The sequence below is a fragment of the Gemmatimonadales bacterium genome, from assembly GCA_036500345.1.
GTDB lineage: Bacteria > Gemmatimonadota > Gemmatimonadetes > Gemmatimonadales > GWC2-71-9 > Palsa-1233.
In genome coordinates this window covers 39,893-62,056 of sequence record DASYCE010000013.1, presented here as the reverse complement: position 1 = coordinate 62,056, position 22,164 = coordinate 39,893, and the positions used below count along the sequence as shown (strand labels likewise).

Annotated in this window: 15 protein-coding genes; 1 reads left to right on the top strand and 14 read right to left on the bottom strand. The window is 66.3% G+C overall.

The window, feature by feature from the left end; all coding sequences use genetic code 11:
* From VGM20_07580 to VGM20_07560, 5 genes are all read right to left on the bottom strand, one after another.
* Nucleotides 1–900 (bottom strand): DUF4097 family beta strand repeat-containing protein, encoded by a 900-nt coding sequence (locus VGM20_07580; GenBank protein ID HEY4100723.1) that lies wholly within the window; start codon nucleotides 898–900, stop codon nucleotides 1–3.
* Between the two features lie 2 nt (nucleotides 901–902).
* Nucleotides 903–1,472: a hypothetical protein gene (locus VGM20_07575; protein HEY4100722.1), complete on the bottom strand. Its 570-nt coding sequence runs from the start codon at nucleotides 1,470–1,472 to the stop codon at nucleotides 903–905.
* The gene (locus VGM20_07570; GenBank protein HEY4100721.1) at nucleotides 1,462–2,022 is read right to left on the bottom strand and encodes an RNA polymerase sigma factor; all 561 of its coding nucleotides are present in this window, start codon (nucleotides 2,020–2,022) and stop codon (nucleotides 1,462–1,464) included. The genes VGM20_07575 and VGM20_07570 overlap by 11 nt, the downstream gene beginning before the upstream one ends.
* A gap of 138 nt (nucleotides 2,023–2,160) precedes the next feature.
* Entirely contained in the window at nucleotides 2,161–3,210 is a 1,050-nt protein-coding gene (locus VGM20_07565) for an agmatine deiminase family protein (GenBank protein ID HEY4100720.1), read from the bottom strand.
* Entirely contained in the window at nucleotides 3,203–4,099 is an 897-nt protein-coding gene (locus VGM20_07560; protein ID HEY4100719.1) for a carbon-nitrogen hydrolase, read from the bottom strand. The genes VGM20_07565 and VGM20_07560 overlap by 8 nt, the downstream gene beginning before the upstream one ends.
* A gap of 15 nt (nucleotides 4,100–4,114) precedes the next feature.
* Between VGM20_07560 and VGM20_07555 the strand changes: the two genes are divergently transcribed.
* Nucleotides 4,115–5,215 carry a hypothetical protein gene (locus VGM20_07555; GenBank protein HEY4100718.1) on the top strand — a complete coding sequence of 367 codons (1,101 nt, stop codon included), beginning with the start codon at nucleotides 4,115–4,117 and terminating at the stop codon, nucleotides 5,213–5,215.
* On the opposite strand, the gene VGM20_07550 is transcribed toward VGM20_07555, so the two are convergent.
* The 9 genes from VGM20_07550 to ettA all read right to left on the bottom strand — a co-directional run bounded on the left by VGM20_07550 (nucleotide 5,193) and on the right by ettA (nucleotide 22,066).
* On the bottom strand, nucleotides 5,193–7,178 hold the full coding sequence (locus VGM20_07550; GenBank protein HEY4100717.1) for an alpha-amylase/4-alpha-glucanotransferase domain-containing protein: 1,986 nt from the start codon (nucleotides 7,176–7,178) through the stop codon (nucleotides 5,193–5,195). The two genes, VGM20_07555 and VGM20_07550, sit on opposite strands and share 23 nt — an antisense overlap.
* The gene (locus VGM20_07545) at nucleotides 7,162–9,132 is read right to left on the bottom strand and encodes a DUF3536 domain-containing protein (protein HEY4100716.1); all 1,971 of its coding nucleotides are present in this window, start codon (nucleotides 9,130–9,132) and stop codon (nucleotides 7,162–7,164) included. The genes VGM20_07550 and VGM20_07545 overlap by 17 nt, the downstream gene beginning before the upstream one ends.
* A gap of 2 nt (nucleotides 9,133–9,134) precedes the next feature.
* Complete coding sequence (locus tag VGM20_07540) at nucleotides 9,135–10,805, bottom strand: 1,4-alpha-glucan branching protein domain-containing protein (protein HEY4100715.1); 1,671 nt, start codon at nucleotides 10,803–10,805, stop codon at nucleotides 9,135–9,137.
* Complete coding sequence (locus VGM20_07535; protein HEY4100714.1) at nucleotides 10,802–12,298, bottom strand: glycogen/starch synthase; 1,497 nt, start codon at nucleotides 12,296–12,298, stop codon at nucleotides 10,802–10,804. The genes VGM20_07540 and VGM20_07535 overlap by 4 nt, the downstream gene beginning before the upstream one ends.
* A gap of 4 nt (nucleotides 12,299–12,302) precedes the next feature.
* Complete coding sequence (gene glgP / locus VGM20_07530; protein ID HEY4100713.1) at nucleotides 12,303–14,465, bottom strand: alpha-glucan family phosphorylase; 2,163 nt, start codon at nucleotides 14,463–14,465, stop codon at nucleotides 12,303–12,305.
* A gap of 74 nt (nucleotides 14,466–14,539) precedes the next feature.
* Complete coding sequence (locus VGM20_07525; GenBank protein HEY4100712.1) at nucleotides 14,540–17,263, bottom strand: prolyl oligopeptidase family serine peptidase; 2,724 nt, start codon at nucleotides 17,261–17,263, stop codon at nucleotides 14,540–14,542.
* Nucleotides 17,264–17,302: 39 nt separating this feature from the next.
* A complete protein-coding gene (locus VGM20_07520) occupies nucleotides 17,303–19,960 on the bottom strand; it encodes an ABC transporter permease (GenBank protein ID HEY4100711.1) in 2,658 nt (885 codons plus the stop codon).
* Nucleotides 19,957–20,307, bottom strand: a complete 351-nt coding sequence (locus tag VGM20_07515; protein HEY4100710.1) for a PadR family transcriptional regulator — start codon at nucleotides 20,305–20,307, stop codon at nucleotides 19,957–19,959. The genes VGM20_07520 and VGM20_07515 overlap by 4 nt, the downstream gene beginning before the upstream one ends.
* Before the next feature lie 82 nt (nucleotides 20,308–20,389).
* Nucleotides 20,390–22,066: an energy-dependent translational throttle protein EttA gene (gene ettA / locus VGM20_07510; protein HEY4100709.1), complete on the bottom strand. Its 1,677-nt coding sequence runs from the start codon at nucleotides 22,064–22,066 to the stop codon at nucleotides 20,390–20,392.
* Nucleotides 22,067–22,164: the final 98 nt, after the last annotated feature.

Genomic DNA, 22,164 nt, shown 5'->3' with positions numbered 1-22,164 from the left:
TCAGGGGCGCCGATCGGCGCGGCGGACGACGACGTTGCCGTTGAAGACGTCGACGCTCACCCGCGCCGATCCGCTGCCGTAGACGACGGTGAAGTCGTGCTCGTCATCGTCGCTGTTGCTGCTTCCCTTGTGCTTCCCCTTGCCGCCGGCCATCTGATCGCGAGCGCGGCCGCCCGAGGTCGTCGCCGGAATATCCGGTGAGATGAGCTGGCCATTCATCGTCGAGATCTTCATGCGGGCGCTGACGTCGCCCGGGACAGTCAGCGTGACGTCGCGGTTCTGACTCTCGAACTCGTACGACCCGTCCGTCACGAACGCACCCTCGAATGCGATTCCTCCGTTCACCGTCGACGCCGACACATGCGTCGACCGGACGCCGCGCAGCGTCACGTCGCCGTTGACGTTCTCGGCGTCGATCTCGCCGGTCGAGTTGGTGATCGTCAGGTTGCTGCCCGTGGTGCTCGCCGAGAGCTTGGTCCCATGGAAATCGTTGACCGTCACTTCGCCGGCCACCGTCTCGACGTCCGCCGTGCCCGATCCGCCGTTTACGTGAATGAATCCGTTGACCGACTGCGCGTCGAGCGACGCCGGCGTGCCATTGAAGGTCATGTTCCCGCTGATCGTGTTGACCTCGACCCGCGCCCAGGACGGGACGGTGATGTCGACCGCACCGCCGCCCGAGCCATGGCCGCGCCGGCTCTCACCGTCGACTTGCAGCGTGCCGCCGTCGAGTTCGCCCGAACCACCGCGGATGATGACCTGGTCGCCGCTGCCGATTCGCACCACCACGTCGCGGTTCCTCGTGTCGATCTCGACCGCGCCGTTGCGGGGGAGATGGACGGTGGTGTCGACGTCGCGACCGGTGAGTGCGGCAGCGATGGCCAGTAGTGCAATCGACATGATCAGCTCTCCCGCCGGGTGAGTTCGGACACGGTGCGCAACAGCTGCAGCTTCTTGCGCAGCGTGCTGGTGAGATAGCTCGCGACGCGCGGGTCGTTGGGTGCGGCACTTTGCCGCGCTGCCGCCTGCGCGATCGCCTGGTCGAGCAGCGTGAGGCTCTGGTTGATGCTGTTGCGCGCCTCGGGGTCGACGTGGCTGAGGTTGGAGCGCACCGCGCGCTCCAGGTCGTTGATGGCGCCTGCGAGCGCCGAATCCGCCGGCGCAAATGAGGCGGCGACGGCCGGGCTGGTACCCGCCGGTGCGGTGGGCGCCGCGGCAACGGTCGTCGTGGCCGCGGGTGCGGCCGGACTGCGCGTCAACCGCAACGCAATCAGTGTCCCGGCCGATGTCGCCACTGCAAGGACCAGCCCCGCAGCAATCGCGACCGGCCAGCGAATGAGCAGCGTGCCACGCGGCTGCCGCGGCTCGAGTTGTCGGGCGATCCCCGGCCAGAGGTCGGTGGAAGGCGGGGCATTGCGGAGCGATGCGATCTCGTCCGCGAGCCCGGGATCGTTGTCGTGATCACGATGCATCGAGCATCCTCCGCAACGCGGCCCGCGCCCGTGAGAGTTGCGACTTCGACGTCCCCGGTACCAGTCCCATCTCCTCGGCGATCTCTTCGTGCGTCCATCCTTCGACGTCGTGCAGCACGAACACCTTTCGCGCGCCGTCGGGGAGGCGGGCGATCGCGGTATCGAGATCGATCCGCGCCGCGGGGTGATGGCTGACGGTGCCGACCATCTCCGCGGCAACCTCGTCCTCCATGATCCAGATCCGCTCGTTCTTTTCGCTCCGGCGACGCGACAGGACCACATTCACCGCCAGGCGGTAGAGCCAGGTCCCGAAGGCACTCTCGGCCCGGAACGACGCCAGCTTGTCCCAGGCGCGGATGAAAACGTCCTGGGTCAGGTCATCGGCTGGGCCGGGGCCTGCCATCCGGCGGACCAGGGTATGGATCCGGGCGACGTGCTTCCGGTAGAGCCGCTCAAAGGCGGCGTGGTCGCCCGTGGCCGCGCGCCGGGCGTCGAGCGCGTCGGCGTCGACGATCGTCGTGGTGGCACGGTGGAGGGCGGGAAGAGTCATCGCAAGTGTCGTCACATCAGATGGGACGCTTTACCGGGCCGCGAGGTTGCAACGGTGGCACGGGGGAGTCTGGAATTGAACTTGGCGATGACGGGTCACAAGGACCACTGAGCCGCGCCGAGCAGGTAGGCTCATCCGCTACCCCGGCCATTGCTGCGTCAGGCAGTGAAACGCCCCCAATCCCCACACCAGCGCCCGGCAATCGATCGTGATGACTTGCCGGTGCGGGAAACACCGCTGCAGCACGTCGGCCGCCAGTCGATCCGTCGCCGCATCGTACCCCGGCATCAGGACCAGTCCGTTCGCGATATAGAAATTCGCGTAGCTCGCCGGGAGGCGCTGCTCCTCGTAGTACAGCGCCGGCGGCATCGGCAGCTCGACGACGCGCAGCGGCTCGCCGTCCTGGTCACGCATCTCCTGCAATCGCCGCAGGTTCTCCGCGAGCGGTGCGTGATTCTCGTCAGCTATATCATTCTCTAGTACAGTGACAACGGTGTGCGGATCGACGAAGCGGGTCAGGTCATCGATGTGCCCATCGGTGTCGTCGCCGACAATCCCATCGCCGAGCCAGAGGACGTTGGTGACGCCGAGATAGTTGCGAAGCCGTTGCTCGATGTCGTGACGCGAGAGTTCTGGATTGCGGTTGGGGTTGAGCAGGCACGCCTCGGTCGTGAGCAGCGTCCCGCGCCCGTTTACGTCGATCGAGCCCCCCTCGAGGATCATCCCGGGATGCTCGACCGGAATGTCGAGCGCCGCGCCGATCCGCGACGGAATTACGTCGTCCTGGTCGAACGGCGGATACTTACCGCCCCAGGAGTTGTATCCCCAGTCGAGAATCAGCTGCTCCGTCGCGCCACGGTACTCCCGCTGCACGAAGATCGGCCCATGGTCGCGGCACCACGCATCGTCAGTCGGGTTGTGATGGAAGACGACGTTGTGCGCGGCAACGTGCGCGTCGGTCAGGACGAAGCGCGCCTGCTGCTCCATGGCGTCGCCGCTGACATTGATATGGACTTCCTCGACCGCGGCGAGATGCCGGATCATCTCGGCGATGATCCCCGGGACCGGCGCGAAGTTGCCGGGCCACGACGCCTCCTTGTGCGGCCACGAGAGCCACGTGCCGCGGTGCCGCTCCCATTCCGCCGGCATCCGGAACCCGCGGGCGGCGGGTGAACGCGGGTCAGTCAAGGTAGCGTTGCGTCAGTCCGTTGTACGCGTCGATCCGGCGGTCGCGCAGGAACGGCCAGTGCGTCCGAACGATATCGACTTGCGAGAGATCGCACTCCGCCACGAGGACCTCCTCGTCGCGTCCGCCGTGCACCAGGATGCGTCCTCCCGGATCGACAACGAAGGACCCACCCCAGAATTCGATCCCGGGGTGCGACGGCTCGCTCCCGGGAAGCACTTCGTGGCCGACGCGATTCACCGCGACGACGAAGCAGCCATTCGCGACCGCGTGACTCCGCTGGATCGTCTGCCACGCCGCTTCCTGTCGCTCGCCGTATTCAACCTTCTCCGGTGGCAGCCATCCGATTGCCGTGGGATAAATCAGGATCTCGGCGCCCTGCATCGCGGTGAGGCGCGCCGCTTCCGGATACCACTGATCCCAGCAGACGAGCACGCCGAGACGCCCGATCATCGTATCCCAGACGCGGAAGCCGAGATCGCCGGGCGTGAAATAGAACTTCTCGTAGAACTGCGGATCATCCGGGACGTGCATCTTGCGGTACTTGCCAAGGTACCGGCCGTCGCCATCGATCACGGCAGCGGTGTTGTGATACAACCCTTCGGCACGCTTCTCGAAGATCGACGCGACGATCACCACACCGAGTTCGGCGGCAACGCTCGACAGTCGTTCCGTCGTCGGACCGGGTATCGATTCGGCGAGCGAAAAGAACTGGTGATCTTCCCGCTGGCAGAAGTAGTACCAGTTGGAGAGTTCCTGCAGGCAGACCAGCTTCGCCCCACGTTTCGCGGCGTCGCGGATGCCGTCGACCGTGTGTTCGAGATTCGCCGCGGCGTCGGGGCCGACACGCTGTTGGACGAGGCCAACCTTGACCAGGCGCGAAGGATTCATGGTGCGACTAAGATAGTGACCGTGCTTCGTCGGAGCCCATTCGCCACCGCCTCGTTACTCCTCATTGCCGCCCTCCCGCTGGGAGCGCAGCAGTACTCGTGGCAGACGCGCGCCACGTTCTACGCCGACAACACCGAATTCTTCACGCCGTACCGCGTGGGGGAGACGATCCTCGGAGGGCAAGTCTCCACCTGGCTCGCCGACCAGCCCGGTCCGCGGACCACCCTGCGCCTCGGTGTCTTTGCCGACCGCCGCTGGGGCTCAAGTGCGGTCGCCGATTCCGTCAAGCCGATTCTCGCCTTCCGTTACCAGACGCGGCACGCGCTCGGCGTCTTCGGGACGCTGGAAACGGTCAACCGGCACGGCCTCCTCGAACCGCTGATGGTCACCACTCGCGAATTGACGACGCCGATCGAGTACGGTGGTCAATGGATCGAGAATGCCGGTCCCGTGCACGCCGAGAGCTGGATCAACTGGCAGAAGCTCAACACGCCGACGCAGCGAGAGCAATTCGAGATCGGCAATGTTCTCCGCGTGAATGCCGGGAAATACTTCGATCTGCAGGGTCAGCATCTCTGGTACCATCGTGGCGGGCAGCTCTTCAATCCGGTGCCGGTGACCAACAATCACGCGGAAGCGCTCGGCGCCGAGGCGCACGATTCACTCGGGTGGCTCGGCCCGATATCGCTGGCGGCGTGGGCACTTTGGAGCCAGGGACATATCGACCCCGACACTCCGCCGGGCCGCCCCGATCATGGGCACGGGACCTATCTGCGGGCGTCGATCAATCCATGGAACTGGGCGGAAGTCTTCGCGATTCACTGGATCGGGCAGGACTACAACGGGGATGACGGCGACAACAACTACAACTCAACGGGCTACGATCCGACCTTCTACCAGCCTCACCGCGTGTACACCGAGATCGGGATGATCCGCCGGACACCGATCGAAGGCGGAGTGACGTTCGACGCCGAGTTCCGTTTCCACAACATCGACAACCTGAAGAGCATCGCGTTCTTCAACACGCACTGGGAAATCTCGTACCGGCTTGTGATTCGTGCGCCGATGGATGTGATCCTCGGCCACCGGCACGTTACGTCGGTGCCCGCAGAGTAAGCGACGCCTCGCCGGCGCGGGCCGGCCACCGCAGCACGACCGCGTTCCCCTGCACGGTCCGATCGAAACCCTTCTCACTCTTCGCCACCGTCTCGATCGGGTACTCCCATTGCTCCGCGCCCGGTGCATCGATCGTGAATTCGGCCGACGACGATAGCTCCGTCGCAAACCAGGCACCGTCAGGGAATCGCGCGGCCGGCCATTGCCACCGGCAGCGCATCACCCCGTCGTCTCCAACCGAGATCACCTTGTGCAGGTCGTCTGCATCGGCCACCAGTTCGATCCGATCGCCGGTCATTTGATGTGACGAGCTCATCACTTCGGTCGACCAGCTCCGGATCGACGAGACCTCTCCGGCGATGAAGTCGTCCCGCGTCGTCTTCGCGGGGACGATGCGATCGACGAAAAGGCCTCGCGGTGCGGAGTCGCGCGGCGGAATCTCGATCAGCTGGCTTTCCAGGTCGTGAATCGATGGCGCGCCGCCTGCTGCGTCGTCGTCGCCGGGCGCCGGTTCGATCGGTGCACCGTCGTCCAGCCCGGTGAGCGGTTCGTGATATGCCTCGCGGTGTCGCGCGACGACATTGAGCAAGTTCTCCGCTCGGTCGAGATCAAGCCAGAGGTCGATCATCCCGCCGCGCGCCGGCGCCCAGACGACGCTGATCTTTGACGAGTGCACCCAGACCTCGTCGTGTCCATCGACGTCGATATCACGAACTTCGGCGGTCAGCGATTCATTGATTCGAAGGGCGGCTTCGGCCTTCGCGAGGTGATACCAGACGCTGCCGCGAAGGAAGGGGAGATAGAGCCCACCGAACACGCCGTGCCAATAGGCATCGTTGCACTGCGCCTGGCCGATCATGCGCCGCACCGGTTCCGGGTCGCCACGCTCGCGGCAGAGCGCGGAGAGCGCGAGCATCATCTTGTGCATCCGGTTGCTTTCCGGGTACTTGACGAAAAAATGTCGCCAGTGGCCGCCGCGCAGCAGCCCGCCCTCGACGCCGTCGAGTCGTTCGCCGTTCCACGCTTCTTCGAGCCGCAGGAGCGCGCGGGCAGGCTCGAACGGGAGCGACCATCCTTCCATCTCGCGGTACGATGCCGTCGGGAGATAGGCGAGACCGGCCGACGGCGTCCGGCGGATGGCATCGTCGAAGCGAGTGAGATGCACCTCGCCGCGATCGCGCAATTCACGCATCGTGCCGAGAAACGAGTCAAGCCATCCCTCGTCGTAGAGCCATTGGCGCGTCCCCGGCCACCCGCCGAACTTCTCGCCGTCATCGCCGAGGACGGCCAGCGAGTGTCCGCGGGCGCGAAGTGCACGGAAGTATTCGGCCAGTTCCACCGGTGGACGGAATGGCACGAGATATCGGAGTTTCTCGTCGATCGGGAAAATCCGGATCACCTTGCCACCCGACTCCGACATGAAGTGCCGATGCAGTTCGTCCTGCGTGAAGCCAGTCACGCGGAAATGGCGGTCGTCGACCAGGACGAACTGCACACCAGCGGTGGCAAGGTCTTCGGCGATCGTCGGTTCCCAGACGCGCTCGGTTAGCCAGAGCCCCACCGCGTCGACACCGAAGCGTCGTCGCAGCCATTCGCGGTGCCGCACCACCTGTTCGATCCGGTCTTCGCGCGACAGCACGGCGAGAATCGGCTCGTCGTGACCCGCGGCGAGGAGTTCGAGCCGTCCGGCCGCTGCGTAGAGGCCGATCTCGTCGACGAAATCGCCAGCGTGGTGTTCCAGCCACTCGAGAAGCGGCCCGGAGATGTGCATCGCCACCGGCCAGCACTCACCTGACATGAGCGCAGAGAGGAGCGGCCGGTAGACGTCGTCCAGATGCTGCTGGAAGACCGAGTCGAAATTCCCGACCGGCTGATGCAGGTGGAGTGCGAACGAGAAGCGGAGCGGTTCGGTAGCCGCGCCCGACGCGCCAGGAGCTGGAGAGAGATCAGCGCGCGTGGGCAACCTTCACTCCCAATCGGTCGGCGAGAGATTGGCGCGCTGGTGACGTGGCGAGCGGGAACAATCGGAGGTATCCCTGGGTGCGAACCTCATCGGGAATCGGCGTTCCGTCAGCGTCGAACAGATCGAGTGCCGCGTGCAGAACGACTCCCGCTTCATCGATTCCGTCGCGGTCGATCAATGCCCAGGCGCCGGCAACCGCGCGCAACCGCGCGGACGGGATGTCCAGAAGCCCGGCGCGAACGAGGGCCGCATCGCTCGGCAGCAGTGCCGCGTCGTACGCCATTGGCGTAACGACATCACGGAGTGCCGTGCGGATTGGATCGGGATACTCGCGGGCCGTGACCCGGACCGCGCTGTGGCCTGGAATCGCGCGAACGGAGGCGACGGAGGGGAGAATTCCCGGCGTGACCACGTCGACGCGCCAGCGGAGTTCTTCGCCGGATTCTCCGTCGGTCACGACGATGTCGTCGCCGTCGAGGCGCCAGCGATGCGGCGGCACTGCGATGTCGTCAAGGAGGTCTGGTGCGAGCGCACGCATCGCACCGAGGCCGGCCGCCAGCTTCACAAACCCATCGGCGCCGGTGATCACGTCTCGATGCCAGATCGCAGCGCCGCTCCCCTTCGCGGGGTCGGCGCTGTGCGCACCAGCGAGCGTCTCGACCAGCGTGCCCTCGAGCTGCGTGCGATCCTCCGGACCGAGCAGTTGCAACGCGCGCGCGGCGTGTCGCATTACGATCGCCGGTTCGATGCGTCCGAGATCGTCAAAGAACCAGGCGCACGACGTGAACATCGCCAGCGCGTGCGACTCAGCAGCCAGCAACCGTCGCGCCTCGGCCGGCAGCGCGTCGACATGCTCGATCGATGGGCCAGCTGCGTCCCGCGCGTTCCAGAGGTCGCCCGCGGCGGACGGCCAGCGGTGCTCCACCGCGGCCGTGATCCCGGCGTACAACCGATCGAGCGCCTGCCGCAGCGTGACGCGCCATTCTTGCGAGGATCCGGCCGATATCCGGCACCCGCACGCCAGCCGCCAGCGGTCGACGCCGTGCGGACAGCTCCACGAGCTCGGGGACACGATCCTCACATCGTGCTGCGGTGGCGATGCGCGGAGCACTGTCGCGTAGTTCGTCATTGACGCGTCGGAGCGGCGGCCGATGCGATGGATCACCGCGGCGAGCGCCAGATCGCCAAATCGGTGGTGGTGGCCGAATGTTTCGCCGTCGGTGGCGATCGACACCACGCTCGGGCCGCCGTCGCGCGAGGGAAACGGACTTGTGAGCGATTTCTCCCATTCGTCGGCGCGTGTCAACGCATCGCCGAATGCAACCTGGTGGGCCAGCATCCCGTCGTAGACGAAGACCGCCAGCTCGCGCCCGGCGCTGCCGCGCCACCGACCCGGCCGCCCGAATGCCGGGACGACATCGACCTGGCTCGGCGCCAGGACGGTGAAGCGAATCCCCTCGCCGGCGACGACATCGAGCGTCTCCTCATCGACGGCAGTCTCGGGGAGCCAGATCCCTTCCGGTGGCCGGCCGAAGCGCGTGGTGAAATCGCGGATTCCCCAGCGCACTTCGGTGACCTTGTCGCGCCGTGACACCAGCGGCAGGATGACGTGGTGGTACGGCATCGCCATTGCGTTGCCATGGCCGAGTCGCGCAACCGAGGCACGATCGCCCTCCACGAAGGCGGCGCCGACCGCAGGTGCGTACCGATCGAGCCAGCGGTGCAGGGTGGGGCCGACGTCGAAGGAGCACCACGCGTACGCGTTGACGACGTCGATGATCTTGCCGTCGGCGCCGAGGACGCGCGCCGCGGCGAGCGGCTGATAGCACTCGCGCGTAATGCGCTCATTCCAGTCATGGGCTGGCGCGGCGCTCGGTTCGGGCGGGACGAGGTCGAGCCACGGATCCTCGCGCGGCGGCTGGTAGAAATGGCCGTGGATGATGACGTGATGCATGGTCAGGCGCGGGTGCGAACGTCCGAAGCGGCGGCGATCGCGCCACCCAGCTCCGCAAATGGCCCATCGATCGCGAAGAGTTCGGCCGCAAGCTGGCGGCCGGCGCCGAGATCGGAGTCGCCGTGTTCGACGAACGGGAGCAGCCGCTCGAGCGCGTCACAATGCTCGACGAAGCGTTTGGTGGCATAGTCGCCGGCGGCGCCGGTCGAAATGATGAATTGCCAGTCAGAGCTTTGCGCCAGGAGCAGTTCGCGCGCCGCCTGTTCGAGAATCGGTCGCGCGTCCCATCGCTGCAAGGCGGACGGCACCGCATTCCAGAAGCGATCTTCCAGCGGCCAGAGCCGGCGCCACGTCCATTCGGTCTCCGGATTCATCCACATCGAGAAGTCGCCGTCCTTCCCCCACGATCCTTCCGCCAGACGCACCGCCGTAGTCGGCGGAGCAGCCCGGAGCGCCGCGCCGGATGTCGACGGGGACGAACCGTTCGCCGTGTCGCGATTGGCGGTCAGGTCCTCGAACAGGTAGCGGAGGAAATTGATCCCCTCGAACCACCAATGGCCGAAGAGTTCGGTGTCGAACGGCGCAATGATCGCATCGTCGCCACGCTCGGCTCCCGCGCTCAGCTGATCGAGGATCTCCTGGAAATGCGCTGCATGGATCGCCGCAGCTTCGCGAGCGCGATCCGGCTGATACGGTGCCTTGGAGCCGAGGTCTGCGTTGGCATCGGTGACCGACCAGTACTTCAATCCCCCGGGAAACCTGATCTTGTGGAATTCGAGGTACCGTCCATCGCCGGGGTAGCCGCCGTGCCGGCTCCAGACCTGCTCGGTCGATCGCGGATCCCGGACCAGCGCATAGACCGGGCGTCCACCGCGCGGGGCGACGCCAACCTGGTAGCCGCGGTACGGCGAGCGCGTGGCTGGCTCGGTGCGTCGCGCCCGCGGCGCCCCGCCGTACTGATCGATGCTCTCACCGGCATCGGCGAGATGCGCGTCGATATAGAACCACCCGAATCCGGCGTATCGAAGATGTTCTTCAGTGCCGCCGCGGATCGTCGCTGACGGTGCACCCGGGATCGGCCGCCACGGGCCGCGTGGGCGATAGGCACATTCCGGCGCCCAGCAGCCGCGCGGAAGATCGCCGAAATGGCGGGCATGTTCGGCGCGACCCACGAGCAGCTGCAGCCGGATGCTTTCATCACGGCCGAGGAGCGGAAGAAAGCCGTGTGTCGCTGCGGACGAAATCAATTCAATCCGTCCGTCGTTGGCGTGACGGCGGAACTCACCGATCAGGTCCTTGTCGACCCGCTCCCAGATCGCGCGCAGTCCGAGCGTATGGTCGCGCCAGTACGACACCAGCGGGAGGAGATCGTCGTCACCGGTCGAACGCAGCGATGCCGGCGCTTCGTCAATCGTCTCGAGTCGATGGGCGAAGTAATGATCGAGCTCGTCGCGGAACGCCGGGTCCGCGAACTGTGCAGCGAGAATCGGTGTGATGCCGAGGGTGAGCGCCGCGGGGACGTGTTCCGCTTCGAGCTGCTCCAGCATTGCGATAAGCGGGAGATAACTATCGAGCGCCGCTTCGCAGATCCAGTCGCTGCCGTGCGGCCACCGGCCGTGATTGAGCACCCACGGGAGGTGGCTATGAAGCGTCAGGACAAACCGAAGACTCACCCGCCACGCCCTGCCGCCAGCGCAATGGCGCGGACATAGATGTCGATGTATCGCTCGGCGACGCGGTCCCATCCGAAATCCCGCGACATCGCCTCGCGCTGCATCTCGCGCCACGCACTGGCCGACCGATGTTCCGTCATCGCCCGCCACACGCCGCCGACCACGGCACGCTCGTCGAACGCCTCGAAGAGAAATCCGGTCACGCCGTCGTCGATGGTGTCCGCGAGACCGCCGACGCGCCGGGCGACCGGAATGGTGCCGTACCGCTGGGCGCGCATCTGCGTGAGCCCGCACGGCTCGTACTGCGACGGCATGAGATAGAGATCGGCGCCGGCGATCACCTCATGCTCGAGGGGATCGGCGAATGTCGTCTCGACGCCGATCCGGCTTGGCAATGCGGCGTGCAACGCATGCACTGATTCTTCGAGCCGGCGATCACCGCTGCCGAGGAAGACGTACTGCGCCGCGAAGTGGAAGAGCGCGGTGTTGTGGACGATGATGTCGAGCCCCTTCTGCGTCGCCATCCGTCCGATGAACCCGATGAGGGGAATGAACGGATTCTCCGGGAGCCCGAATCGCCGCTGCAACGTTGTCTTGCAGGCGCGTTTCCCCTCCATCGCGTTGGCGCTGAACCGCGCAGCAATCTGCCCATCGGTTTGCGGATCCCACACGCTCTGGTCGATCCCGTTCAGCACGCCGGTAAAGCGGTGTCCCATCCATTCATATACGTCGTGCAGGCCGAAGCCGCCAGCGGGCGTCCGCAACTCTTCGGCGTGCGTCGGACTCACCGTTGTCGCCATGTCGACGTGCGTGAGGCCGCCCTTCAGGTAATTCGTCTTGCCATACCACTCCATCTTCTCGGGCGTCCAGATCGACCACGGCAGGCCGATGTCGGGCATCACCTCCGGCGGGAAGTGCCCCTGGTAGCCGCCGTTGTGGACCGAGAGAACCAGCGGAATCCGATCATACCATGGATTGCCGCGGAACCAGGTGCGGACATACACAGGCGCCAGTGCTGCGTGCCAGTCGTGGGCGTGCAGCAACACCGGTCCACTGGTGAGGCGCGGAAGGGCCGCGACTGATGCCGCAGCGAATGCCGCGAAGCGCCGGTAATTGTCGGGATAGTCGGCGCCGCCTTCGCCGTACAGGCCGTTGCGGCCGAAGAACCCGTCGTGTTCGATGAAGCAGGTCGGAGTTTCCGACGCCGGATCCCGCTCGCGCCAGAGCCGGAAGGTCTCCGGCGTCGGACCAAGCTGCAGTGTGAAGGGATCGCCGACAGGGTCGAGGTGGCGCAGGTGCGCGCGCGCCGCCCGGTAGAGCGGGACGATCGCCATCGTCGCGAGTCCGGAGCGGTGCTGGTCACGGTGCAGTCCCCACGCAGCCTCGGCCAATCCGCCGGTGCGAGCGTACGGGTAATACTCCGCGGCGAGGTGCACGACCATTGGCGCTTCGCCGCCGATCGAAGGAAGTGCCACCGCGGAGGGTCTGGTCATGGCGTCATCCGAGCGGGGGATCATCGACAAACGGGTCGCCACGAAGGATCGGCGCGTAGTAGCGCTCCACGTAGTCCTGCAGCATCCGACGCGCGGTGAATTGATGACCGGCAACCCGGATCGCCTCCTTCATCCGTTGCACCCAGCGCCGCGGGATTCCGTTGTCGTCCTGGTCGTACCAGAGCGGGACGATGTCGTTCTCCAATAGTTGATACAGATTCGCGGCATCGGCGGCGTCGGCATCCTGGCCCGGCTCGGCCTTGGCGATCGCCCACCCGTTCTTGCCGTTGAACCCTTCCTCCCACCACCCATCGATCGTGCTGAGCTGCGGCACGCCGTTGAGTGCTGCCTTCATCCCGCTGGTGCCCGAAGCTTCGAGCGGAACGCGCGGCACGTTGAGCCAGAGGTCGACTCCCTGCACCAGCAGATGCGCGAGGTGCATGTCGTAGTCCTCGAGGAACGCGATTCGTCCCTCGAACTCGGCGTGCCGTGCAAAGTGATACAGCGACTGGAGCACCTCTTTGCCGGGCGTGTCCTGAGGATGCGCCTTTCCTGCGATCACGATCTGGACCGGACGTCGTGGATTAGTGATCAACGCACGCAGCCGCTCCACATCGCGGAAGAGGAGGTTGGCGCGCTTGTACGTTGCAAACCGCCGCGCGAACCCGATGGTGAAAACGGTGGGATCAAGCAGCGTTCCTGCCGCCACGACCTGTCCCGCTTCGCGCCATTCATCGCGCCAGCGGCGCCGCGCCTCCTCGCGCAGATACCGGAGTAGCGTGTGCTTCAACTCTTCATGCGTGAACCAGACTTCGCGCGCGTCGAGCCCGAGCACGGCATCCCAGATCGCAGCCTCGTCGAGACGAAGCCCCCAGTCGTCGCCGAGATGGTAGTCGAGCATCCGCATGATCGGATTGGCCATCCACGTGGCGAGGTGAACGCCGTTGGTTACTGCGCCAATCGGCACCTTGTCAGTGGGACGATCGCCCCAGAGTTGCCCCCACAACTCGCGTGACACCACGCCGTGACGCTGCGCCACTCCGTTCACGTGCCCGGCCAGCCTGATCGCCAGAACCGTCATGTGGAACTCGCGCTCGTCGTGGTGCGGATGCACACCGAGGCGCACCACCCGCTCGGCATCGGCGCCGAAATCGGCGAGATACTGTGCGCCGGCGCACTCGGCGAACTGCCCGACATCGAAGGTGTCGTGCCCGGCGGGGACCGGCGTGTGGGTGGTGAAGATCGAGGTGCGCCGTACCATGGCAGTCGCCTCGGCGAGCGGCGTCCCCGAGCCGGTCAATTCCCGCAGCCGCTCGAGCATCATGAACGCTGCGTGGCCCTCGTTGGCATGCCACGCAGCCGGCTGGACGCCAAGGGCGCGGAGGACGCGAACGCCGCCGGTGCCAAGGATCCACTCCTGCCGCAGGCGCATCTCGGCGCCGCCCGAGTAGAGGCGCGACGTGAGCGGCCGATCATCGGGGTGATTGTCGTCGAGGTCGGTGTCGAGGAAGTACACCGGCGCCCGTCCCACCATCATCGACCAGACGCCGATGTGCACCGCGCGTCCGAAGCAGTTGAGGATGGCGACCCACGGCGTACCGTTGGCCCCTTCGACGCGGGTCAGCGGCGTATTGTCGGGGTCGACTGATTGATCCGAGTCCTCCTGCCACCCATCAGGCGTGATCCGCTGGTCGAAATACCCCTTCTTGTAGAAGAGGCCAATGCCCACGAATGGCACGGCGAGATCCGACGCCGCCTTGCAGTGATCTCCGGCCAGGATGCCGAGACCGCCGGAGTAGATCGGCACCGAGGCGTGCAACCCGAACTCGGCGCAGAAGTATGCCACCGGATGCTCGCCGTCGATGCTGGCGTAGTGATCGCGGAACCACCCCGACGCGCGCGACTGCTCTCCGGCAAACCATTCCATGACTTCATCGTAGTGCGAACAGAAATCGGCATCGCGCGCGAGCGCCTCCAGACGCTCCGGCGCGACGCCTCGCAACAGGACGATCGGATTGTGATGGGAATCGCGCCAGAGCGCTTCGTCAACGCGGCGGAAAAGCGCCCGGGCCTGACGATGCCAACTCCACGCAATATTGACTGCAAGCGCCGCCAGTCCTTCGAGCCGCGACGGCAGCGCGGGAATCTTCGAGTGCGATCCGGTCATGCATGACTCCGACAACGGTGAGCTGCTTCGCCCAAGATAAGGGAGTCATGCAGGCCGGGTGACCGGCTACGGCGTCATTGCTTCGTCGATGCCGGCGTCGCCATCGGATCGCCGGTCCGTCCGGCGTTCTTGACGTACTTGTCGAGCCACGCGATCCACCGGGCCCACTGGTCGAGATCGGTCTCCCGCGTGATCGGACCGTGATCCTCGTACGGATACATGTACAGCGCCGCGGTCTTGCCGAGCGACTGCAGTGCCTGGAACATCCGGATCGAGTTGATCGGCGCCGTGCCGACGTTCTGGTCCTCCTCGGAGTGATACATGAGGAGCGCACCGCTCAGGTGGTCGGCGTAGAGGAACGGCGACATGTCGAGGTAGGTCTCGCGCCCCTGCCAGAGGTCGCGCCGCTCGTTCTGGAAGCCGGTCGGCGTCAATGTGCGATTGTAGTCGCCGTCGCCGGCGATCCCCGCCTTGAAGTACGGCGTATGCACCATCGCGTTCGCCGTGCTGAACGCACCGTAGCTGTGCCCGCCGATCGCGAGCCGGTTGCGATCGATCATCCCGAGGGTATCGAGCGCGTCGATCGTCGCGGCGAGATCGTCACGCAGGTCGTCGACATAGTGATCGTTGGGGAGCTGGCCGTTCTGCGCGAAGATCGGCGTGTCGGGCTCGATCAACGCGTAGCCGTCGGTCACGATGAAGGCCATCGACCGCGGCCCGTAGTTCGGGAAACGGTTGGCGGCCGCGCCACCGCCCCCGGCCGCGGGACGATCGTACGCCTGCTGGCTGTCGTACTCGCGTGGGTAGAACCAGAAGAGTGCCGGGAGTTTCACGCCGGGCCGCCAATCGGCCGGGAGCGTGACCATGATCTTGAACGAGTGCCCGTCGGCGCGGCGGCCGATCACCGTCTTCCGGATCGCGCTGGTGATCTCCGGCATCAAGTCGCGATTGCTGGTGATCTGCTTCGCGTCCTTCGTCTTGAGATCGAGGATGAACGACTGCGGCACCACCGTCGCGGATTCGCGCGTGATCACCGCCTTGTTGAAGTCATCGTCGAGCGGCGCCGCGATCGTCTCGGCGAGATCGCTGGTGCTCTCGTAGATCCGCTCGCGTTCGCCGGTCTTGATGGCAATCCGGTCGACCCACGCCTTTGGTGTGGGGCGTCCCTCAGTGCTGTCGGCAGCGTCCGGTGCGGCCGGCGCGTTGCCGCCGCCCTGCATGAAGACATGCTGCCCATCACTCGACAGCATCGCCACCGCCGAGCCGTGGGTGCCGGTCTTCGACACCAGCGCTGCCACCGCGCCACCTCGGCCGCCGCGGCCGCCACCGCCGGCGGCTCCGCCGCGTCCGCCGCGCGCACCGCCGCGCCCATTCGCCGCGGCAACGACCGGGTACGCCTTGTTCGCTTCGTCGAAATAGACCGCGACTTCACTGGCATTGCCGCCGGTCTGGCTCACGAACATGATCCGGCCATTGTCGGAGAACTGCACTCCGGTCACCCGTCCCGACGTGCGATAGAGCTCCTTCTCGCTCGCCGCCGACGAATCGAACGGCGGCATCCATTCGATAATCCGGTCGTCGCGGCGCGCAGCCGATGCGGAATCGTTCCGCGCCCCCGCGGCACCTGGCGCCACCTGGAAGTAGACCAGCGCGTCATCCACCGGGTGCCACGTCAGATCGCGCTTGCCGGTGTCGACGGCAGTGATCCCGCCACGCCCCCCGCCCGGAGCACCCCCTTGACGCGCCGTTGTCGTGGTATCGGGGTTTTCCCGCAGTGGCCGGTTGGTGATTCGTGTCAGCACTTTCCCCGCGCCGTCGATGATGAGATCGGTGGTGCCGAAGCTCGACACCGGCAGGAGATACGAGAACGGCTTGTCGAGGTAGGAGACGCGGAAATACGTCGCATCCGGCGATGCATCGAGCGTGCGGATCATTCCCGCCCCCCCGATCCTGTGGATCGCGCGCGTCTTCACGTCGATCACCGCCAGCTGTCCGGTGGTGTAGTACTCGAGGAGCGCCTTGTCGCGCGGCGAATCGAGCAGCGACGGGAAGACTTCGGTGTGAAGCTTCCGCCCCTCATTCAACCGGACCAGCGGCTCGGTCGCGATCGGTGCGTCCTTTGGCTCGGCACCGCGCGCATCGGGCACCAGCACCGCGACGATCGACTTGCCATCCGCGGTCCACTCGAAATTGGTCACTTCGGTCGCAAGCAGTCCCGTCGTGGTCAGCTGACGAGACTTGCCCGTTGCCGGGTCGGCGAGGAAGATCTGATTCGACGTGGGCAATTCGGCGAGGAATGCGACGGTATTTCCCTCGGGCGACCACGCCAGCGTCCGCGAAATCCGCGCACCGCTCGGAATCTCGATCGACGTGGTCTTCCCCGAAGCCCAGTCATACAGCTGCAGGCCGACGTCGCTGCTGGTGTTGAGTGCGCGCGCGCGATTGGCGACGTAGTCGACCTGGAATCCGCCGAGGTTGTAATGCGGGCGCCCCAGTTCGTCGAGCGTGGGGAGCCCATCGCTCAGCAGGTGGACGAGATAGCGTCGCGTGCCGGGCGTGACCGCGGTGTAGGTGTAGTTCGACTGGCGCGGCGCGTTCACGAGGCGTGCGATCGGATCGGGCGGTGCGACGTACCCTTCCTTGGCGAGGATGGCGTCGCTGGTCGTTGGCGCGGCAGCAGGCCTCGACGCCGTGGTGCGCGCCGATTCCGGACCCTGTGCGGCCAGGACAACCGGGAGGGCGATGGCAGCCGCGGCAACGCCGAGGCAGGGAATGCTGCGGACGAAGATGGAGCGCACCGAACGACTCCTGTGGCGGATCCCTGAAGATACCGCCGATTACTCCCCGCGCAGCGCCTTGACCGGGTCGATCCGCGTGGCGCGCAGCGCCGGCGCGATGCTCGCCACCACGGCTGTCAACGCCAGCACGCCGCCCACCGACACGAACGTCACCGGGTCCCGGGTCGTGATGCCGTACACCAGCCCGCGCAGTGCCCGCGTTCCGACCACCGCCGCCGCCTCCCCGATCGCGACGCCGATCAGCGCCGTGGTGAAGCCGTTGCGCAGCACGAGGCCGCGGACCTGACCCGGCGTGGCGCCAAGTGCGAGGCGGATCCCCATCTCCTGCACCCGCTGGGCGACCTGGTACGACACCACACCGTAGATGCCGGTCGCGGCCAGGCAGAGACCGCTCACGCCGAGGACCAGCAGCAGGAGCATGGTGAAGCGCGATACCGCGGTCGACTGCCTGATCACGTCACCCATGGTGATCGGCGCGGCGAGCGGCAGCTGCGGATCGACGGCCGCGATCGCACGCCGCAGCGACGGCACCAGCGAGGTGACCGGCACCGATCCCCGAACGACCAGCGTCATCTGCCGTTCGTAGAACTGTGCGACCGGATAGAAGACCTGATCGACCGGCTCCTGATCGAGGCCGTTGGCCCGGACGTCGGCGAAGACGCCGACCACCGTGCGCACGGTGTTATTGGAATAGCCGTTGCCGAGTCCGATGCAATGACGGACCTGCCGTCCGATCGGATCGGCGTTGCCGAACAGCTTGGCCGCCAGCGACGCATTGATCATCACGACCGGTGGTGCGGTCGCATCATCGGCGGCAGCAATGGCGCGGCCGCGGAGGACTGGCGACTCCATCGTGCTGAAGTAGCGATCCGAGACGCTGCGGAAATCCGCGTCAACTCCCGACGCTGACTCGTAGGGCCGCTCCGCCGGCGCAACGGTACAATCGGCACCGCCGGCGCCGATCGGCACCCGCGAGATGAACGCCGCCGACGCAACACCGGGAACGGCGCGGACCCGTGTCAGGACCTGATTGAACCCCGCCACCACGGCGGCATCCGTCGCGTACTGGCTTTCCGGCAACGCCACGCGCGCCGTCAGCAGATTTCCCGCAACGAAGCCGGTCGGTTCGGCGTGCATCCGTGCTGCGCTGCGCAGCAGCAGGCCCGCGCCAGTGAGCAACACCAGCGCGAGGGCAATCTCTGCCACGATCAGCCCGCGGCGCAGCGGATCGCGCCCACCGCGGCTGTCGCGCCCGCTTTCACGGATCGTCGTCTGGAGATCGCGACCGGCCGCCTGCAGCGCCGGCATCAGCCCGAAGAGCAGCGCCGACAGTGCCGCGACGCCGATCGCGAAGAGGAGTGCCGGCGTGTCGAGCGACGCATCCTTGAGTCTCGGCACTCCAGCCGGCGCGTTGGCGAGCAGGAGGCGCAGCCCCAGCGCTGCGACACCCACGCCGAGAACCACCCCACCTGCGGCGAGGATGCCGCTCTCGATCATCAGCTGGCGGACGAGGCGCCGACGCCCGGCTCCGAGCGCGCGGCGAACCGTGATTTCACCGCGCCGCGCCACCGCTCGCGCCAGCAGCAGGTTCGCCACGTTGCCGCACGCGATCAGCAGCACCAGCCCGACGGCGGCGAGGAGGATCAGCAGCTGTCGCTGATTCGTGACGCCGACCGTCGCGTCGAGGAGCGGCTGCACTGCGATGGCACCGGTGAGCCCGTCGTCCGGATGCGCCACCCGTGCGGCGGTTTCGATTCGCCCGAGATCGGCGGCCGCTGCGACGGGCGTGACCCCCGGCTTGAGCCGGCCAGTGACGGTCAACTCGTGGTCGCCCCACCGCACGGCGTCGTCGGGCGACGGGGCGAGCGGCGTCCAGAACGCCGGTCCGTTGGTGGTTGTCGAGAAGGCGTCTGGTGCGACCGCCACCACGGTGTACGGTTCACCGTCGAGATGGATCAGCTGGCCGACGATCGTCGTGTCGCCGCCGAACGCAGTCTGCCAGGTCGCGTAAGACAGGACAACCACGTGACTCGATCCCGGGTGATCCGTCGTCGCGTCGTAGTAGCGGCCGAGTCGCGGCGGCAGGTACGCAGCGCGCCAGTACCCCGACGTCGCGTTATTGCCGCGCAGTCGCAACGGGTCGCCGTGGCCGGTCAACGTCATCGAGCGCTGGTCGGTGGCACCGATCGCGCTCAGCGTGCGGTTCTGCGCTTCCCACGCGAGGAAGTTCGGCACCGGCACGTACCGCTGTGCGTCGCCGGAGGTCAGCACCTGACCGAGCGAAACGACGCGATCGGCGTCCTGATACGGCAACGGGCGCAACAGGACGCAGTAGACCAGAGAGAAAATCGCGGTGCTCGCACCGATCCCGAGCGCCAGGGTCAGCAGCGCCACCGCACTGAAGCCGGGATGCTTGCGCAACTGGCGCGCGCCGAATCGGGCATCCTGCGCCAGCGCTTCGAACCATTCCTTGCGTCCCATGATCCGATCTCCCTCTTCTCTCAACGAAGCAAGCGTGTGAGTGATCGTGGTCAGATCGCCGAACCGCCGTGTGGCGGCAGCGCGTGCCGCAGTCGGCGTCATCCCGCGGGCGACTTCCTCGTCCGCCGTCGCGTCGAGATGGAATCGCAACTCCTCGGCGATCTCGACGTCGGTGTCGCGTCGCCAGAGGTGGACGATCCGCCGGCCGAGGTTCATTGCGGTGCAGGTTGCTCGCGCATGCCGAGGACTTCGATCATCAACCCGGCAAAGCGGAGCCACTGGTTCGATTGGGCGGTGAGGTGGCGCCGGCCGGCAGGAGTAAGCCGGTAGTACTTGGCGCGCCGATTGTTTTCGGTGACGCGCCATTCCGAAGCGATCCACCCCTTGTTCTCCATCCGGTAGAGCGCCGGATAGAGCGATCCCTCTTCCACCTGCAGCGCGTCGTCGGTCAGCTGCCGCAGCCAGCGCGCGATGCCGAACCCGTGCATCGGGCCCCACGAGAGGGTCTTGAGGACCAGGAGGTCGAGTGACCCCTGCAGGAGGTCGATGGAATCATTGGCCACGGGCATGCTCCCTTAGATGCGCTAAGGGAGTATACCGTTGCTTCCTCAGAACATCTAGGGGAGTGCGACCCGGCGCGCGCGGCTACCGCGTCAGTTTGCGGTACTTGATCCGGTGGGGCTGGTCGACCGCGACACCCTTGCGCTTGCGGTAATCGGCGGCGTAGTCCTGGTAGTTCCCTTCGAACCAGACCACCTCGGAATCGCCTTCGAAGGCGAGAATGTGCGTTGCGATCCGGTCGAGAAACCAGCGATCGTGGGAGATCACCACGGCGCACCCGGAGAAGGTGAGCAGGGCATCCTCGAGCGCCCGCAGCGTGTCGACGTCGAGATCGTTGGTCGGTTCGTCGAGGAGAAGAAGATTGCCGCCGGCCTTGAGCAGCTTGGCGAGATGCAGCCGGTTGCGCTCACCGCCGGACATCAAGCCGACCTTCTTCTGCTGATCGCTGCCGCGGAAGCCGAACCAGCCGCAATAGGCGCGTGAGTTGATCGACCGGTTGCCGAACTGCAGCGAGTCGAGGCCGCCGGCGATCTCTTCGTAGACGGTCTTGTCGCCGTCGAGCGCCTCGCGCGACTGATCGACGTACGCCGGCTGCACCGTCTTGCCGACCACGAGTTCGCCGCCGTCGGCCTGCTCCTGGCCCACGATCATCCGGAAGAGCGTCGTCTTGCCCGCGCCGTTCGGGCCGATCACGCCGACGATCCCGCTGCGCGGCAACGAGAAATCGAGCTGGTCGAAGAGCAGCCGGTCGCCGAATCCCTTGGTCAGCTTCTTCGCAATCACCACTTCGTCGCCGAGGCGCGGCGCGGGGGGAATCAGGATCTCATGCGCCTTGTCGTCGGCCTTCTCCTCTTCGGCGACGAGGGCATCGTACGCGGAGAGACGCGCCTTGTTCTTCGCCTGGCGCGCGCGCGGTGACATCCGCACCCATTCGAGCTCGCGCTCGAGCGTCCGACGGTGCGCCGACGCCTGCTTTTCCTCGACCTCGAGCTTCTTCTCCTTCTGCTCGAGCCACGAGGAATAGTTCCCCTTCCACGGGACGCCGGCGCCGCGATCGAGTTCGAGGATCCACGCCGCGGCGTTGTCGAGGAAGTAGCGGTCGTGCGTGATCGCCACGACCGTTCCCGGGAACTCCTTGAGATACCGTTCGAGCCACGCCACTGATTCGGCATCGAGATGGTTGGTCGGTTCGTCGAGCAGCAGCATGTCGGGCTTCGAGAGGAGCAGCCGGCAGAGCGCGGTCCGGCGCTTCTCGCCGCCCGACAGATGCGCGACATCGGCATCGCCCGGCGGGAGACGCAAGGCGTCCATCGCGATGTCGATGGTGTGATCGAGTTCCCAGGCGTTGGCAGCATCGATCCGGTCCTGCAGTGACGCCTGCTTGTCGAGCAAGGTCTGCATCGCGTCGTCGTCCATCGGCTCGGCGAACTTTGCGCTGATCGCCTCGAACTGGGTCAGCAGGTCGCGGATCGGCTGCAGCGCCTCCTCGACGTTGCCGCGCACCGTCTTGGACGCGTCGAGGGCGGGCTCCTGCGGGAGGTAGCCGATGCGGACCCCGTCCATCGGCTTCGCTTCGCCGAGGAAGTCCTGGTCGACACCCGCCATGATCTTGAGAAGCGTCGACTTCCCGGACCCGTTCGAGCCGATGACGCCGATCTTGGCGCCGGGGTAGAACGAGAGGGAGATCCCCTTGAGGATCTCGCGCTGCGGCGGGACGATCTTGCGCAGGTCCCGCATCGTGAAGATGTATTCGCCGGCCATGGGGGAGAGAACATAGTGGTTCCCGGCGCCGGGGCGAGGGCACGCGATGCGCCGCCAGTGCACCGATATCTTTGGGGCCGGTCTCCCTGCGCGCCGTG